This window comes from Glutamicibacter sp. AOP12-B1-11, from assembly GCF_052379245.1.
GTDB lineage: Bacteria > Actinomycetota > Actinomycetes > Actinomycetales > Micrococcaceae > Glutamicibacter.
The window spans coordinates 25,625-41,559 of record NZ_JBQSYL010000024.1; the positions used below are offsets into that span (position 1 = coordinate 25,625).

General features: G+C 65.1%; 14 protein-coding genes. 7 read left to right on the forward strand and 7 right to left on the reverse strand.

The window, feature by feature from the left end; all coding sequences use genetic code 11:
* Nucleotides 1-46: 46 nt before the first annotated feature.
* On the reverse strand, nt 47-1,594 hold the full coding sequence (locus ACT3UQ_RS14340; RefSeq protein ID WP_105553013.1) for an aminopeptidase P family protein: 1,548 nt from the start codon (nt 1,592-1,594) through the stop codon (nt 47-49).
* Nucleotides 1,595-1,660: 66 nt separating this feature from the next.
* On the opposite strand from ACT3UQ_RS14340, the gene ACT3UQ_RS14345 reads away from it, so the two are divergent.
* Nucleotides 1,661-2,506 (forward strand): PHP domain-containing protein, encoded by an 846-nt coding sequence (locus ACT3UQ_RS14345; protein ID WP_096284570.1) that lies wholly within the window; start codon nt 1,661-1,663, stop codon nt 2,504-2,506.
* On the opposite strand, the gene ACT3UQ_RS14350 is transcribed toward ACT3UQ_RS14345, so the two are convergent.
* The 6 genes from ACT3UQ_RS14350 to ACT3UQ_RS14375 form a co-directional block, all read right to left on the reverse strand.
* A complete protein-coding gene (locus tag ACT3UQ_RS14350; RefSeq protein WP_105553334.1) occupies nt 2,491-3,372 on the reverse strand; it encodes a DNA-methyltransferase in 882 nt (293 codons plus the stop codon). The genes ACT3UQ_RS14345 and ACT3UQ_RS14350 overlap by 16 nt on opposite strands.
* A 74-nt stretch (nt 3,373-3,446) precedes the next feature.
* A complete protein-coding gene (locus ACT3UQ_RS14355) occupies nt 3,447-5,066 on the reverse strand; it encodes a DEAD/DEAH box helicase (protein WP_105553012.1) in 1,620 nt (539 codons plus the stop codon).
* 266 nt (nt 5,067-5,332) lie between these two features.
* Nucleotides 5,333-6,799 carry an RNB domain-containing ribonuclease gene (locus ACT3UQ_RS14360; RefSeq protein WP_105568842.1) on the reverse strand — a complete coding sequence of 489 codons (1,467 nt, stop codon included), beginning with the start codon at nt 6,797-6,799 and terminating at the stop codon, nt 5,333-5,335.
* Nucleotides 6,800-6,900: 101 nt separating this feature from the next.
* The gene (locus ACT3UQ_RS14365; protein WP_096284576.1) at nt 6,901-7,122 is read right to left on the reverse strand and encodes a DUF3107 domain-containing protein; all 222 of its coding nucleotides are present in this window, start codon (nt 7,120-7,122) and stop codon (nt 6,901-6,903) included.
* A gap of 63 nt (nt 7,123-7,185) precedes the next feature.
* The gene (locus ACT3UQ_RS14370) at nt 7,186-7,809 is read right to left on the reverse strand and encodes a TetR/AcrR family transcriptional regulator (protein ID WP_096284578.1); all 624 of its coding nucleotides are present in this window, start codon (nt 7,807-7,809) and stop codon (nt 7,186-7,188) included.
* Between the two features lie 134 nt (nt 7,810-7,943).
* The gene (locus ACT3UQ_RS14375; protein ID WP_105553010.1) at nt 7,944-9,284 is read right to left on the reverse strand and encodes a glutamyl-tRNA reductase; all 1,341 of its coding nucleotides are present in this window, start codon (nt 9,282-9,284) and stop codon (nt 7,944-7,946) included.
* A gap of 149 nt (nt 9,285-9,433) precedes the next feature.
* Between ACT3UQ_RS14375 and hemE the strand changes: the two genes are divergently transcribed.
* The 6 genes from hemE to ACT3UQ_RS14405 all read left to right on the forward strand — a co-directional run bounded on the left by hemE (nt 9,434) and on the right by ACT3UQ_RS14405 (nt 15,933).
* Nucleotides 9,434-10,489: a uroporphyrinogen decarboxylase gene (gene hemE, locus ACT3UQ_RS14380; RefSeq protein ID WP_105568843.1), complete on the forward strand. Its 1,056-nt coding sequence runs from the start codon at nt 9,434-9,436 to the stop codon at nt 10,487-10,489.
* 117 nt (nt 10,490-10,606) lie between these two features.
* A complete protein-coding gene (hemG, locus tag ACT3UQ_RS14385; RefSeq protein WP_444637362.1) occupies nt 10,607-12,187 on the forward strand; it encodes a protoporphyrinogen oxidase in 1,581 nt (526 codons plus the stop codon).
* An 80-nt stretch (nt 12,188-12,267) separates the two neighbouring features.
* Nucleotides 12,268-12,954 (forward strand): hydrogen peroxide-dependent heme synthase, encoded by a 687-nt coding sequence (gene hemQ, locus ACT3UQ_RS14390; protein WP_096284654.1) that lies wholly within the window; start codon nt 12,268-12,270, stop codon nt 12,952-12,954.
* Entirely contained in the window at nt 12,951-14,156 is a 1,206-nt protein-coding gene (locus ACT3UQ_RS14395; protein ID WP_444637363.1) for a ferrochelatase, read from the forward strand. Before hemQ ends, ACT3UQ_RS14395 begins: the two co-directional genes overlap by 4 nt.
* Nucleotides 14,153-15,127, forward strand: coding sequence for a hydroxymethylbilane synthase (hemC, locus tag ACT3UQ_RS14400; RefSeq protein WP_444637364.1), 975 nt, complete (start codon nt 14,153-14,155; stop codon nt 15,125-15,127). Before ACT3UQ_RS14395 ends, hemC begins: the two co-directional genes overlap by 4 nt.
* Nucleotides 15,128-15,135: 8 nt before the next feature.
* Entirely contained in the window at nt 15,136-15,933 is a 798-nt protein-coding gene (locus ACT3UQ_RS14405; RefSeq protein WP_444637366.1) for a uroporphyrinogen-III synthase, read from the forward strand.
* Nucleotides 15,934-15,935 lie beyond the last annotated feature (2 nt).

Below are 15,935 nucleotides of genomic sequence, written 5' to 3' on the forward strand. Positions count from 1 at the left end.
GTGGAAACCGGCTGCCCCTGGCAACTGTGCAATGACCGCTGGCGGACTAGCCGCGCAGCTTTGCCATCCACGCCTCGACCTCGTCGGGCTTGCGCGGCAGGGCCGCGGAGAGGTTCACCGCACCATCGGCGGTGACCAGGATGTCGTCCTCGATGCGCACGCCCAGCCCGCGGTACTCTTCCGGGATGGCCAGGTCCTCATTCTTGAAGTACAGGCCCGGTTCGATGGTGAACACCATGCCCTCGACGAGTTCCGCGTCCAGGTAGAGATCCGCACGGGCCTGGGCGCAATCATGCACATCCAGGCCCAGGTGGTGGCTGGTGCCATGCGGCATCCAGCGGCGGTGATGCTGGCCTTCGGGGGACAGCGCCTCCTCCAGGGAGACCGGGAGCAGTCCCCAATCCTGCAGGCGTTCGGCGAGCACGGTGGTGGCGATGAGGTGCAGGTCGCGGAACTTCAGCCCCGGGCGGACCGCGGCGTAGGTTGCATCGGCGGCGTCGAGCACGGCCTGATAGACCTTGCGCTGCAGCTCGGTGTACTTCCCGGAGACCGGCAGGGAGCGGGTGATGTCCGCGGTGTAGAGCGACTCGGCTTCCACTCCGGCGTCCAGCAGCAGCACCTCACCCTCGTTGACCTCGCCGGTGTTGCGGATCCAGTGCAGGATCGTGGCGTTGTTGCCCGAGGCGGCGATGGTGTCATAACCCAGTTCGTTGCCCTCGAGGCGGGCGCGGGCGAAGAAGGTGCCCTCCACGATGCGTTCCCCGCGCTGGTGGGCGATGGCGGCATCCAGGTTGCGCACGACGTCTTCGAAGCCTGCGATGGTGGCATCCACGGACTTCTGCAGTTCGGCCAGTTCGTACTCGTCCTTGACCAGGCGCAGCTCGGAGACGAACTCGGCGAGTTCGTTATCCAGCGCATCGCTGGCCTCCAGATCCTGTCCGGTGTTGATCCGCGAGGTATCGACCAGCGCCTCGACGTTCAGGTCGATCTCGCGCATCAGGCGGATGCGGATCCCGCCCAGGGCCTGCGGTCCCGAGTTCTTGGTCAGCGCATTTTCCAGCAGATCCAGCGACTGCGTGGAGATGCCGGTGCGGGCGGACATGGTGCTCAGCGTGGGACGCGGGCCCACCCAGAATTCTCCGGCGCGCGAGTCGAGGTAGAAGTCCGAGCTGTCCCGGCCCGCCATCGGCGCGAAGTACAAGGTGGCCGCGTGGTTGCCGCCCTGGTCCCCGGCCCCGTCGTCGGTTGGCTCCAGCACCAGGACCGCATCGGGTTCGTGGTCGACGCCCAGACCGGTCAGGTGCGCGAAGGCCGAATGCGGGCGGAAACGGTAGTCCGTATCATTCGAGCGGACCTTTGCCGGGCCGGCCGGAATGACCAGGCGTTCGCCCGGGTAGTGCGCGGAGAGGGCCGCACGGCGGGTGGCTGCAAAGCTTGCGGCAGGATCTGCTGCGGGAAGCTGGGAGGTGTCCGGCGCCCAAGAGGAAGCCATGAACTTCTTGAATGCTTCCGAGGTGGGACGCTGGGAGCGGTTGTTGACGCGATCTTCGAGCGGCTGGTCGTTGCCCGAAGGCGAAGAAACTTGATTGGTCATACTACTTAGTGTGTCACCGATTCGGGTATCCGGGCAAAGTAGCAGTAGGCCAGCTAATCTAGGGATATGCGAATTGACCTGCACACCCATTCAAATGTTTCGGATGGGACGCAACCGCCTGCCGAACTGATCGCGGCCGCGCAGCACGCCGGATTGGATGTGGTGGCGCTGACCGATCACGATCAGACCGCCGGGTGGGGCCAGGCGCGGCAGGCCGCGGCGAAACTTGGTGTGGGTTTTGTCCCCGGAATGGAAATCACCTGCCAGGACCATCAGGGAATCAGCGTGCACCTGCTGTGCTATCTGCAGGACCCCGGCTATCAGCCGTTGCTCGATGAATTGGATCTTTCGCGCAATTCCCGGGTCATCCGCGCCCAGCGCATCGTGGATCGGCTCGCCGAAGATTTTCCGATCAGCTGGGATTTGGTCTCCGAGCATTGCCAGCCGGGCGCCACGGTGGGACGCCCGCATATTGCCGACGCGTTGATTACCGCGGGGGTGGTGGAAAGCCGCAATGAGGCCTTCGCCAACATCCTCTCGGCGCGCTCGCGATACTACGTGGGGCACCCGGCCATCGACCCGCGCGACGCGGTGCGCCTGGTCCTGGAAGCCGGGGGAGTGCCGGTCTTCGCGCACCCTGCGGCCGCCTTGCGCGGACGGGTCGTGCCCGAAGCGACCTTCCACGAGATGATCGATGTGGGACTGGCCGGGGTGGAGATCCACCACCGGGACAACAGCGCGGAAGGCAAGCGCTTCCTGGCCCGGCTGGCCAAGCAATACGACCTGATCGTGACCGGTTCTTCCGATTACCATGGGGCCGGAAAACTGAACCGGCTCGGTGAGAATCTCACCGAGCCGGACATGCTGGATCGAATTATTGCGGCGGGAACCGGAGCTCAGGCCTCTTTGTAGGTGGTGGTTTCCGGCAAGCGGGAACGCATCACCTCGATGGCCTCGGCGTTCTGGTCGATCAGCACGAAGCGCCGATTCAACTTCGCGGCTACCGCACCGGTGGTCCCGGAGCCGGCGAAGAAATCCAGCACCCAGTCGCCTTCGCGCGATGAGGCGGCGATGATCCGACGCAGGATACCTTCGGGCTTCTGCGTCGGGTAGCCGGTCTTCTCCTTGCCGGTCGGAGAGACGATGGTATGCCACCAGACATCGGTGGGCAGTTTGCCCAGGGCGCGCTTTTCGGGGGTCACCAGACCGGGAGCCATATACGGTTCGCGGTCCACCTCGGCCGAATCGAAGTGGTACTTCTTCGGGTCCTTCACGTATACCAAGATGGTGTCGTGCTTCGCCGGCCAGCGGCTTTTGGCGCGGGCACCGTAGTCGTAGGCCCAGATCAATTCGTTCAGGAAGTTCTCGCGCCCGAAAATCTGGTCCAGCAGCACCTTGACGTAGTGCACCTCGCGGTAGTCCAGGTGCACATAGAGCGTGCCGTCTTCGGCAAGCAACCGGTGGGCTTCGTGCAACCGGGGCTCGATGAAGCTGAGGTAGTCATCGAAGCTGTCGTGATAGGAGCGCGCGGCCCCCAGCTCGGTGTTGTAGGAAAGACCCTTGAAGCCCACCCGATCGCCTTCGCCCTCGGCGGCCCGCACCATGGTGCGTTGCGCCCGGGTTTGCTTCCGGCCGGTGTTAAACGGCGGGTCGACATAGATCAGCGTGAAACTCCCGTCGGGCAGTTCCGACAAAGCCTTCACATTGTCACCGTGCAGCACGGTATTTTCCTGCGCCGGAGCGCCCGCGGTGAGTGCGGGCGCTCCGGTTTCGGGCAGGGTGGAATCCTCTGGTTGAGCGAGCACCGTTGGTACTGAATCCTTTCGGAAGAAGAATGGAAACGGAGAACTAATTAGTCCTGCGTTCCACCTTCGGTGCTGCGGGTGCGGCGGCGGGGCCGGCGGCGCGCACGCGATTCCTGCTCGGAGTCGGTGCCGGCAGCTGGCTGTTCCTCGTGCTGGTGGGTTTGGCGGTGGCGTTCGCCCTCGCGCGCCGGGCGGTCCTGCTTGCCCTTGGAATGCCCGTGGCGGCTGGCGCCCTGGTCGCCGGACTGTTCGCCTTCGACGGTGCGGGTACGGCTGCGGCCACCGGTGCTGCGCCTGCGCGGGGTGCGCTCGGTGCGCTCGGCTTGGTCGCGGCGCGGGGAACCGTCGCCCTCGGCCGGCGCGGTCTTCTTTGCACGCTGCAAGCGGCCCTTGGTGCCCTTGGGGATGTCCAGGTCGGCGAAGAAGTGCGGGGAGGAGGAGTAGGTTTCGACCGGCTCGGGCACATTCAGGCCCAGCGCCTTGTTGATCAGCGACCAGCGAGGCACCGAATCCCAGTCCACGAAGGTCACCGCGATGCCGGTGTTGCCGGCGCGGCCGGTGCGGCCCACGCGGTGCAGGTAGGTCTTCTCGTCATCCGGGCACTGCAGGTTCACCACGTGGGTGACGTCGTCCACGTCGATGCCGCGGGCCGCGACGTCGGTGGCGACCAGGATCTCGACCTTCCCGGCGCGGAAGGCCTTCAGCGACTGCTCGCGGGCCCCCTGGCCGAGGTCCCCGTGCAGGGCGCCGGCGTTGAATCCACGGTCGATCAGTTCGTCGGTGAGCTTGGCTGCCGAACGCTTGGTCTGGGTGAAGATGATGGTCTTGCCGCGGCCCTCGGCCTGCAGCAGGCGGGCCACCATCTCGTCCTTGTCCAGGTTGTGCGCGCGGTAGACCAGCTGGCGGATGTTGCGCTTGGTCAGCGAATCGTCGTCGCCCGGGTCGGTGGCGCGGATGTGGGTCGGGCGGGACATGTAGCGGCGGGCCATGGTGATCACGGCCCCCGGCATGGTCGCCGAGAACAGCATCGCCTGGCGCAGCGGCGGCAGGGCGGCCAGGATGCGCTCCACGTCGGGCAGGAAGCCCAGATCCAGCATTTCGTCGGCCTCATCGAGGACCACGGTCTTGATCTGCTTCAAGTTCAGCACGCGCTGGCGGTTCAGGTCGATCAGGCGTCCCGGGGTGCCGACGATCACGTCGGTGCCGGCCTTGAGCGCGTTGATCTGCTCCTCGTACGGGCGGCCGCCGTAGATGGTGGTGATCGAGATATTCGAGTGCTTCGAAGCCTGCGCCAGGTCGGCGCCGACCTGAATGGCCAGCTCGCGGGTCGGAGCCACGATCAGCGCCTGCGGGGCGCCGGGGAATTCGAGCTTCTCGTAGCCCTTGTCGCCCTCGCGGATGACGCGCTGCAGCGCGGGGATGCCGAAGCCCAGGGTCTTGCCGGTACCGGTCTTCGCCTGGCCGATGATGTCGTTGCCACCGAGCGCCACCGGAAGGGTGAGCGACTGGATGGGGAATGGGTACTCAATACCTGCTTCGAGCAGCGAAGCGACGATGTCTTCGCGGACCTTGAGCTCGGCGAAGGTCTGCTTGGGAACCTCTACGTCGGCGGTATCAATTGGCTCGGGGAGTTCGACCTGTTCGGTCGATAGCGTCGTGTCGGTCACGATGTGTGTGTTCTCGTTTCATTTGTGGCACCGGAACTGGTGCTGCCAGCCCTGAGCTTCCAGGGGGCCGGCACCTGCCGGTGCGGGTCCAGCGGAGCCGATCGCGTCATACACGTCAACCGCCGCGCGGGCGGATGTCGCAATGGTGACCGCTGGGAAGTCACCACGAAACTGTTCTCTTCGTTCAGCACGGTGCGACCGGGCATCCTAAATAGTGATAGCCCAAGCATAGCCTCTCCGCGCCGGAATCCCGTCGGCCGGGGGCGCTAGCCAACGATGTCGAACATGATCTTGCGTGTGGCGGGGTCCGCCGAACGCAGCGTGACGGTGACCAGCGTGCCCGGTGCCGCGCTTCCGGTGAACTGCCCGGTGATCGGTTCGGTGACCAATTGCAGGTTTCCGGGGCGGTCCTTGGCCTCGGTCGAGGCGGGATCGCCATTGTGCGCTCCGGTGGCCTCGCGCAACACGATGGCCTCAAACCTCTCGCCGACCCGGTGCTGCAGGACGTAGGCCTCGATCAGGTTGATGGCCGCCCGGGAGATCTGATTCGCCGAAATTGAACTTTCCCGCATCAGCCCCGGCAACTGCTCCAGCGCTTCGCGCAACTCGTCCGGGATGGGCTTGGCATGGGCTTGCAGGAAGCAGCACAGCAGCACGAAGCGGTCCACCAGGCGGCGCAACGGTGCGGTGGTGTGCGCATAGGGGGCGGCCAGCGCCGCCTGCTCCATCTCGTCTTCGTTTTGCCCGTTGATCACGTCATAGTCTGCGCCGCGGAACAGCGAGGCGGCCCGATGCATGATGACCAGCTGCCGCGGATCATTCACGTCTAGGGTGCGTAGATACTGGCCGTAGTTAAGCTGTCCATCCCAGGGGTGTCCCAGCAGCTTGGTCTGCTCCTTGAATTCTGCCAGGTCCTTCTCATCCGGGGCCGGCATGGTGCGCAGAATTCCGGTGCCGTGATCGAGCATGATCCGGGCGGCGGCCATGCCGGTGAGCAGGGAAATCTGCGCGTTATAGTCTTCCAGCGGCAAGGGCTGGCGGCTGACCAGTTTGTAGCCGCCATTGTCGGGCTCGACCTCTTGATCCGGAAGGTTCAGCGAGGCACCGCCGCGCAGGCGTTCCTGCTCGATGCGCACCGCGCCGATTTGTGCCAGCAGCTCCAGCTGCTCCCCGCCGTGGCCGGAGTCCAGCTTCGCTTGCGCGGAGGCGTAGTCCAGCATTTCCCGGGATTTGATCGTGGTGCGGCGCAGCTGCACGTCAGTGATGGCCCCCGCGGAATCCAGCGTGATAAGCCACAGGAATACCGGGCGGACCGCGCCGGGCAGCAAGGAACCGGCATCTTCTGAAATCAGCGGCGGGTGAAGGTTGATCTTGCGTTGCGGCAGATAGTAGGTCTGTCCGCGTTCCCTGGTGACCTCATCGAGTTTTGAGTTCAAGGCGACGAATGTGGGAACGTCGGCGATCGCATAGTGCACCAGGTAGCCGTCGTCTTTTCGTTCCAGGTACATGGCCTGGTCGAGATCCGTGGCACCCTCGGGGTCGATCGTGAAAAACGGCAGCGCGGTGTCGTCGTGTTCCGGTGCCCGCAAGTTATCGACTGCCTCCTGGGCAGCTTTGAGGGTTTGCTCGTCGAAGGGCGCGGGGACCCCCAATTCGCTTTCCAAGGCGAGCAGCAGCTCGTCCAGATTCGCTGCGGCATGTTTGCGGGGGCTGTGGATTCGTGGATTGGTCACACACCTAGGATTATCACAGAAGAGTGATTCAAACCACGATTAACGCAGCGTGGCCGCCCCCAAATGCCGGGGGCGGCCACGCTAGCGCAGGAAAGTTTGCCTTACTGGGCGAAGCCCACGCGGCGGGCCTCTTCGGGACCAACCTCAACATAGGCGATACCGGCCGCTGGGACCAGCACTTCGCGGCCCTTGGGATCCTTCAGCGATAGCATCGTACCCTCGGAGATCGCCTTGGATAACAGCTCGTTCACTTCGGCGTTGCTCAGCTCGGACTCGAGCACGACTTCGCGGGCTACATTCTGAATGCCAATCCGGATTTCCATGATTGTCAATGATCCTCTCGAAAGAATTACGAGTCCCGTCAGGGGCCTCTGAAACAAATCTAGCTAGTTTTCCTTCGGGAACCGTGAAATTCCGCGCCAAGCTAAACGCGAGATCAGGTCGACTGCGGTTTCCTGGTCCACCGGCTCGCCGCTGGTGGCCCAATATCGTGCCGAAACCTGGGACAGGCCGGCCAAGGCGCGCCCCACAAGCAACCCTTCGTCCTCGTCGAGGTCGGTATCTTTGACAACAACCTTCGAAATCGAAGTTGCCAGCGCATTGTTGAATTCTTCAATGCGTGCGGCGACCAGCGGATCGGAGAGCACATCCGACTCGAAGATCAGCCGATAGGCCTGCGACTCACGTTTGATGTACTGGTAATAGGTGTTGATCGTTTCGAAGACGCGTTGGCGGTTTTCGTTTGTCGAGGAGATTGCGTCATCCAGCAGCTTGGTGAAATCGGCCAGATGCGAATCGAGCAAGGCCAGATAAAGTTCTCGCTTGCCGGGGAAATGCTGGTAGAGCACCGGTTTGGAGACGAGTGCAACCTCGGCGATCTCGTCCATCGAAGCCCCGTGGTAGCCGTGGGCTACGAATACCTGGTGGGCTGCCTGCAGCAGCTGGCGGCGGCGCGCTTCGCGAGGCATCCGCTGGGTGCGTGGATTCTTGATTTCCCCGAGTTCCGCCATGATGTAGACCTTTCAACCTGCTGCGTGTGGTGGTTGCCGGCGAATGCTCCGCCCGTAAAACCACCACCTACTTGCAAGTAGTATTCCATGTCGCGCCGAAAATATCGCCAGCGACGGCGGGGTGTCTGAAGTGCTTAAGCGCTTTGCTCCAAGGGAAGTACCGGGCAGGCGGCGTTATCTGCAGATTCTGCGTCGACACGCACCGGCTTGGCCGGCGCGGTGGCCGCGGAACCGGAGAGATCCAGCCCGTAGAGGGTTTCGAGGGCTGCCACATATTCGTCGGTACGGCCTTCGGCCGCCAACTCGCGGGCCCGCATGGTTGGCACGTGGAGCAGCTGGCGCATCATCCGGCGCATGGCTAGTTCCACTTCTTCGGCCGCGGCGGTGCATCCGTGCTGCGCGCGGACCTTCGCTACTTCGGCGTCCAATACGGTCTTGGTGTGGGCGCGCAGCGCCACAATGGCGTGGTCCGCTTCGCGCTCGCGCTGCGCGGCGGAGAATTCGCGGGCGGCCTTGGTGACGATCCTGGTGGCGTCGTGCACGGCCAGAGCCTGGTCGTTGGGCGCTGCCATCCGAACCGATTCGAGGGTGATGAGCTCAACGTCGGCCAGCTGCGCAATGGTTGGATCAAAATCGTGGGTCAACGCCATATCGATGGCTATCAGCGGCTGGCCCTCAACGCGCAGTTCCTCCAAGGTATGGCTTTCCAAACGGTTTCCACCGCCGGAACAGCCGACGATGACGTCGGCTTCGCGCAGGGCTTGGGTCAGGTGCTGCTCGCTCAGCGGGAAGCCGCCGCGCTTATCGGTGAAATCTGTTGCCCGGCCCGAGTGGGAGTACACGCTGATGCGCTTGACGCCGCGTTCCTTCAGCAGCGCCATGGTGGCGCCCGCATAGGATCCGGTCCCGAATAGCACGATGTCCTGGTCTTGCCAGCTGCGGCTGCCATCCATCAGCTCTTCGGCGAGATCCAAGGCCACCGAAACGACGGATTTTCCTTGGGAGCCCAGATCGGTGCTGCTTCCGACATCCTTCGCGGCGCGCGTGGCGTTTTGGAAGAGCCGGGTGAGGCTGCTCGTGGCTGTTTTCTCCTGCTGGGCCTGGGTCAATGCGCGACGGACCTGACCGGCAATTTCACGTTCGCCCACTACGGCGCTGTCCAGGCCGGCGCCCACGGAGAAGAGGTGGTCGATTACCGGTTCCCCTTCCAGGGTGGTCAGCCGGCGGGCGAGGAAGTCCGCGGACAGCTCGGTGTGCGCGGAAAGTTCATTGACCAGATGCTCGGTGGCATCTTCGACGTTTTCCACATCCGCATAGACTTCGAACCGGTTGCAGGTGGCCAGCACCACGGCACCGTTGATAGCCGCCGAACCATTGATGGAAGCGGCGGCTAGCCCGCTGGCCGAAGCGCTCAGTTGCGCCACGGTCTCCAGGTCGAGCTGTGAATGCGATGCGACAAGAGATAAGAAAACCACAATGTTCCAAGAATAGGCCGAATTAGGGCAGCTAAACAACGCAGGCGAACCTAACTGATGGGGGTTTTGGCCCGTAATGTTGCTCACCTTCCCCTGAGGGTGAACGGCACAAATGGGCTTTTACCTGCAAGAGTTGGCATCATTGAATCATGACTCTGTCGCAGAACCATCCCTTCGTTGATGGACGTACCTCCGATTCCGCATTGATCCAGGCCCTGACCGGTCGCACACCGAGCCACCACCCGGTGTGGTTCATGCGCCAGGCAGGGCGCTCGCTGCCCGAATACCTCAAGCTCCGCGAAGGCGTGAGCATGCTTGACTCGTGCCTGGACCCTGCGATGGCCAGCGAAATCACCTTGCAGCCGGTGCGCCGGCACAAGGTCGACGCCGGCATCTTCTTCTCCGATATTGTGATTCCCTTGCGGCTGGCGGGCATCGGCGTGGACATCGTCCCCGGTGTCGGCCCGGTCTTGGACAAGCCGATCCGCACCGCAGAAGACGTGGCCAATCTGCCCGAGCTCACCGATGAATCCCTGGACCCGATCCGCGAAGCGGTGGCGCTGACCGTCGCCGAGCTGGGCAGCACCCCGTTGATCGGTTTCGCCGGGGCACCGTTCACCGTGGCCGCCTACATGGTTGAGGGCAAGCCGAGCCGCGACCACCTCGGCCCACGCACCATGATGCATTCGGAACCCGAGGTCTGGGACAAGCTGATGAGCTGGGCCGCCGACGCTTCGGGCAAGTTCCTGCGCGCCCAGGTGGAGGCCGGCGCCTCCGCCGCGCAGCTGTTCGACTCCTGGGCCGGTTCGCTGTCCCTTCCGGATTATCAGCGGTTCGTCGCCCCGTATTCTTCGCGTGCGCTGGACTTCGTCCGCGATACCGGCGTGCCGCTAATCCACTTTGGCACCGGCACCGGCGAATTGCTGACCGCCATGCGCGACTCCGGCGTGGACACCGTGGGCGTGGATTACCGCATCCCGCTGGAAACCGCGATCGAGCGGCTGGGCCAGAGCGTGTCGGTGCAGGGAAATATTGACCCGGCCCTGCTCACGGCCCCCTGGGAAGTGCTCGAAGCCCACGTCCGCCAGGTCGTAGCCAGCGGCGCCAAGGCCCGCGGGCATGTGCTCAACCTGGGGCACGGCGTGCCGCCAACCACGGATCCGACGGTGCTCACCCGAGTGGTTGAACTCATCCACTCGCTCTAGGCACACAGGGCTAGGCTAGGTTTCAAAGACAGATCTCCGCTTCCGGGACGCGCCGGCAATCCCGGCACGTCCCGTTCGGCGGGGAACATCGAGTTGAAGGTGGAAGGTGCAGCGCCCATGACCAAGAATCAGCGCAACGCCCCGGCGGCAGACAAACAAGGTGCACGTCCGGCGGTAAAAATCCGCCGTGATCTCGCCGGAGACACGGCAGCACATGCCCTGCGCCTGCTGGAAAAGGTCCGCGCGGCCGCGGAAACCCGGGCCTCGAAAGACAGCGCACCGCACGCTGCCGCACCGCACGCGATAGTTGTCGGCGGCGGTATCGCCGGATTGGTGGCCGCGCGTGAAATGAGCCAGACCGGATACCGGGTTACGGTCCTTGAAGCCTCGGACAATTTCGGTGGCTGCCTGCGCCGGGTTGAGGTCGCCGGCCTGGCCCTCGACGCCGGAGCCGAGTCTTTCGCGTTGCGCGGCGGCACCGTCAGCGCATACCTCGATGAGCTGGATCTGAGCGAAAAAATCGCCCAGACCTCCGGGGTCGGCGCCTGGCTGATCCAGGGGGACGCCGAAAACGTCGAGGCTAATCCGCTGCCGCCGAGCTCCTTGCTGGGGATCCCCTCGAATATCCGCAGCGATGAGGTGCGCCGAATCATCGGCCGGGCCGCCACCGTGCGTGCCGCGGCCGATCTGGTCACGCCGATGCCCAAGAAGTGGGCCACGGAAAAGCTTTCGCTCGCCGAGGTGGTGCGCCACCGCATGGGGCAGAGCGTGCTTGACGCTTTGGTCGCCCCGGTAGTCAACGGGGTGTATTCCACCGACCCGGCACGGATCGACATCGACGCCGCAGCCCCGGGGCTGCGCGAAGCAATGCAGCGAACCGGAGCCCTGGCCAAGGCCGTGGCCCAGCTGCAGGGCGATGCCCCGGCAGGTTCGCGAGTCGCCGGCCTGGACGGCGGCATGTACACGCTGGTGACGACGCTGACCGAGCAGCTGCAGGAATCCTCGGTGGCGCTGGTGCGCAATTCGCCGGTAACCGAGATCCGCCATCACGACGAAGCCGCGCAGCCGTACACCGTGCAGACCCTGGGCCAGGAGCTCGGCGCGGACCGGGTAGTCATTGCCACCGAGGCCCAATCCGCGCTCAAGCTGCTCAACCCGCTGCTTGAAGAGCAGCAGCGCATCAGCGCCGAGGCCGAGGCCAATTCCATCGCCCTGGTGGTGCTCGTGGTCGATAAGCCAGAACTCGACGATGCGCCGCGCGGTTCCGGGGCGCTCGTGGCCAAGGAAGCGCCCTTGGCGGCCAAGGCCATGACCCATGCCAGCGCGAAATGGCCGTGGCTGGCAGAGCAATCCGGTCCGGGCACCCACGTGCTGCGGCTGTCCTTCGGCCGGATCGGGCAGCATGAGCCGCTGGTCGAATCCGGAGACGAGCAGGCGCTGCTTGCGCAGGCAGTCAAAGATGCTTCAAAGATTCTCGGTGTTGAATTGCATCAGGACGATGTCGTGGGAAGCGCCGTGTCGCGCTTCAACGACATGGTGCCGCTGCAGGGCGAGGCCGCCAGCGCACGCCGGGCGCAGGTGAACTCGGCGGTGGAGAAGTTTGATGGTTTGGACCTCGTGGGCGCGTGGCTTGCCGGCACCGGGTTGGCCCGAGTCATCGGACACACCCGGCGGACAGTTGCCATCAGCGCCCGCTAACTAGTTTTAAAGCATGAGATAGATCAGTTGATCAAGGAGAGCACTAAGTGAGCTACGAAGTACAGCACAATTCACCGGTCATGCGAGACCGCGACGCCGCTGGTGAAAACCCGACCATGTTCTACACCTTGTGGACCGTGTTCAAGCGCTCCGCCAACGTGGAACTAGGCGCGGCGGATGTTGCGGCCTTCGACTCGCTGGTCGCCGAACTTGCCGCATCCGGTGTGGCCGTGCGCGGTATCTACGACGTGTCGATGATGCGCGAAGAAGCCGACGTGATGCTCTGGATGCACGGACCGGCCGCCGAGCTGCTGCAGGCCTCGATGCGCCAGCTGCGCCGCAGCTCGCTGCTGGCCGGCACCGAGATCGTGTACTCCACGATGGCCGTGCACCGCGAAGCCGAATTTGCCAAGGACCACTCGCCGGCCTTCGCCCGCGGCCTGGATGCCAAGGAATGGATGACCGTCTACCCCTTCGTGCGCACCACCGACTGGTACACCATGGATCCGGCGGACCGCGGCAAGATGCTGCGCGATCACGGCATGCTCGGCCGCGAATTCCCGAACGTGCTGGCAAATACCGTTGCCGCCTTCGCCTTCAGCGACTTCGAATGGCAGATCTGCCTCGAAGCCGACGACATGATCGACCTGGTCGACATGATGCGCCACCTGCGCTACACCGAAGCCCGCCACCACGTGCGCGAAGAGACGCCGTTCTACACCGGACGGCGCATCTCGGCCGCCGAGGTCATCGAGGTTTTGAAGTGACCCAGGATTTCGATCCACGCACCGGCTATGACGCCAACGGCAAGATGGCGCCGAAAGCCTACGACGCGATTCTGCTCTCCTCCTTCGGCGGTCCCGAAGGCCAGGAGGACGTGATCCCGTTCCTGCGCAATGTCACCGCAGGCCGGGGGATCCCCGACGAACGCCTCGAAGAGGTGGCGGTGCACTACCGCAAGAACGGCGGCGTCTCGCCGATCAACGCGCAGAACCGCGCGCTGCTTGCCGCCCTGCAGGCCGAACTGACCGCGCGTTCCATCGGGGTGCCGGTGTACTGGGGCAACCGCAACTGGCACCCGTTCGTCAACGACACGCTGAAGCAGATCGCCGAGGACGGGCACCGCAAGGTGCTGCTGCTGGGCACCGGCGCGTACACCGGCTACTCGGCCTGCCGCCAGTACCGCGAAGACCTCGGCATGGGACTGCGCGATACCGGGCTGGAGGGTGTGCTGGAAGTTGACAAGCTGCGCCAGTTCTTCGACACTCCGGCCTTCGTGCAGCCCTTCATCGAGGGGCTGGGGGCCTCGCTGGCCGAGGTGCGCGAACAACTTGCGGCGAAGGACAATGCCGAAGGCAAGATCAAGATCGTCTTCGTGACGCACTCGATTCCGCGGGCCGACGCGGACGCCGCGGGACCTGCTCAGCTGCGCGCACAGGCGAGCGAGAATCTCTATACCGCCCATCACCGTGCGGTCGCCGAGCATATTCTGGCCAACGTTCCCGAGGCCCAGGGTCTGGAACACAGCCTGGTCTACCAGTCGCGTTCCGGGGCCCCGCACGTTCCGTGGCTGGAACCGGATATCAACGACGCGCTGGCCGAGGATGCCGCCGCCGGGGTGGCCGGGGTCGTGGTGGTGCCCATCGGGTTCATCTCCGACCACATGGAGGTCTTGTGGGATCTGGACACCGAGGCCAAGGACAGCTGTGCCGAACTGGGGTTGGCCTTTAGCCGGGTCGCAACTCCGGGAACGCACCGGGCTTTCGTCTCGGGCCTGGTTGATCTGCTCGAAGAGCGCCTGGCCGATGCCAACGGCCAAGCGCTGCGCGAGGGCCGGATGAGCGCCGTCAGCGGCGGACCATGGTTTGACGTGTGCCGCCCGAATTGTTGTGAAAAGCGCGCGCTGGACGGCTCCTTGCGTCCGACCATCGCCGCGGTCGATTCCGAAGTGGGGGTGCCCCAGGCATGAGCGAGAGCTTTCGTGTAGGCACGCGCGGCAGCGCGCTGGCGACCACGCAGACCGGGTGGGCCGCCACGCGCTTGGCCGAAGCCTCCGGGCTTCAGGTGGAGACGATTCTGGTCAAGACCGAGGGAGATGTGATCACCGGGCCGCTCTCGCAGCTTGGCGGTACCGGAGTCTTCGCCGCCGCCCTGCGCCAGCGGTTGCTGGATTCGGGCTGCGATCTGGCGGTGCATTCGCTGAAGGATCTGCCCACCACGCAGCCCGAGGGCCTGGTGCTGGCCGCCATCCCGGAACGTGAAGATATGCGCGACGCCCTGTGCGCCCGCGACGGGCTGACGCTCGCCGAACTGCCCGAAGGGGCGAAGATCGGCACCGGTTCGCCGCGCCGCGCCGCGCAGCTGCTGGCCTTCCGCCAGGATCTGCAGATCGTCGACATCCGCGGCAACGTGCCCACCCGGCTCGGCCGGGTGAAAGGCACCGGCGCCACCCATGACGACGGAAGCGTGGGGCGCAGCGTGCAGGGTGACCTGGACGCCGTCATCCTCGCCGCCGCCGGCATGCGCCGGCTCGGCCTGGAAGCGCACATCACCGAGTACCTGGATCCGGCCATCATGCTGCCGGCCCCCGGGCAGGGGGCGCTGGCCTTGGAGGTGCGCGCCGCCGGCTCGGATCACCCGGCCCTGGATCGGGCGCTGGCCGAACTGGATCACCTGCCAACGCGCCTGCAGGTCGAGGCCGAACGTGCGCTGCTGGCGGCTTTGGAAGCCGGCTGCGCGGCACCGATCGGCGCCCTGGCCCGGGTTCAGGGCGGCACGCTCGTCTTGGAGGCGGTCGCCTGCAACCCGGACGGCTCCGAAACCATGCGCCGCAGTGCCCGGGCAAGCGCGGCCACCGTAGCGGAGGCACGCGAGCTTGGACGCAACCTGGCCGAGTCGATGATCGCCGACGGCGCGGCGGTAGTCGCAGGTTTGGCTTAATTGCGACCATGAGCTATCAGGCGTTGATCCTGCGCGACGCGGCGCGAGCCGCGGCTACCGTGCGGGAATTTGAGCAGCTGGGCATCGAATCTTGCTGTGCCCGGCTGATCGACACCGTCTGGCCCGCGGATCGCAGCGAGCTGTCCCGCGGCGTCGCGGCACTGGCGGCGGGCTCCTACCAGTGGCTGGTGCTCACCTCGGTGAATACCGTGGAGGTGATCGCCACCTTGCTGGCCGGGCGCCCGCTTCCGCCGCGGCTGCGCGTGGCGGCGGTGGGCACGAAGACCGCCAAGGCCGCCCGCGCGCGGTTGGGCGTCGATGCGGATTTTGTGCCGACGGAGCAGTCCGCGGCCGGAATGGTGGCCCAGTGGCAGCTGGAACCGGGGCAGAAGATCTTCTATCCGCATGGGGACCTGGCCAGCTCGACGCTTGGCGCCGGGCTCGGCGCCCATGAAGTCCACGAGGTCCTGGCTTACCGCACGGTTGCCGCCGGCAGCGGGGGAGCACCGCTTACGGCGGTGCCGGCGCCACCGGGAATTCGCGTGCTCGCCCCGGAAGAGATAACCCGGCAGCTGGATCGGCTGGATCTGCTGGTGTTTAGCGCACCAAGCATCGTGCGCCGATTCGTGCAGCTAGCCGGTGACCGGTTGCCCGAGCGGGTGAAAACCGTTGCCATCGGCCAGCCTACGGCCGCGGCCTTGCGCGCGGCCGGGTTGCGCGCCGACGCCATCGCCGCGGAACCGACGCCCGCCGGTTTAGCTCGCGCGGCCCAAGAACTTTTGCACAATGCGAATCATCAATTCTAGAA

Bases quoted from the DNA above. Each gene is read 5' to 3' on its own strand.
- ACT3UQ_RS14340 (WP_105553013.1), bottom strand. From the start codon at position 1,594: ATGACCAATCAAGTTTCTTCGCCTTCGGGCAACGACCAGCCGCTCGAA.
- ACT3UQ_RS14405 (WP_444637366.1), top strand. From the start codon at position 15,136: ATGAGCTATCAGGCGTTGATCCTGCGCGACGCGGCGCGAGCCGCGGCT.
- hemG (WP_444637362.1), top strand. From the start codon at position 10,607: ATGACCAAGAATCAGCGCAACGCCCCGGCGGCAGACAAACAAGGTGCA.
- hemC (WP_444637364.1), top strand. From the start codon at position 14,153: ATGAGCGAGAGCTTTCGTGTAGGCACGCGCGGCAGCGCGCTGGCGACC.
- hemE (WP_105568843.1), top strand. From the start codon at position 9,434: ATGACTCTGTCGCAGAACCATCCCTTCGTTGATGGACGTACCTCCGAT.
- ACT3UQ_RS14370 (WP_096284578.1), bottom strand. From the start codon at position 7,809: ATGGCGGAACTCGGGGAAATCAAGAATCCACGCACCCAGCGGATGCCT.
- ACT3UQ_RS14345 (WP_096284570.1), top strand. From the start codon at position 1,661: ATGCGAATTGACCTGCACACCCATTCAAATGTTTCGGATGGGACGCAA.
- hemQ (WP_096284654.1), top strand. From the start codon at position 12,268: ATGCGAGACCGCGACGCCGCTGGTGAAAACCCGACCATGTTCTACACC.
- ACT3UQ_RS14365 (WP_096284576.1), bottom strand. From the start codon at position 7,122: ATGGAAATCCGGATTGGCATTCAGAATGTAGCCCGCGAAGTCGTGCTC.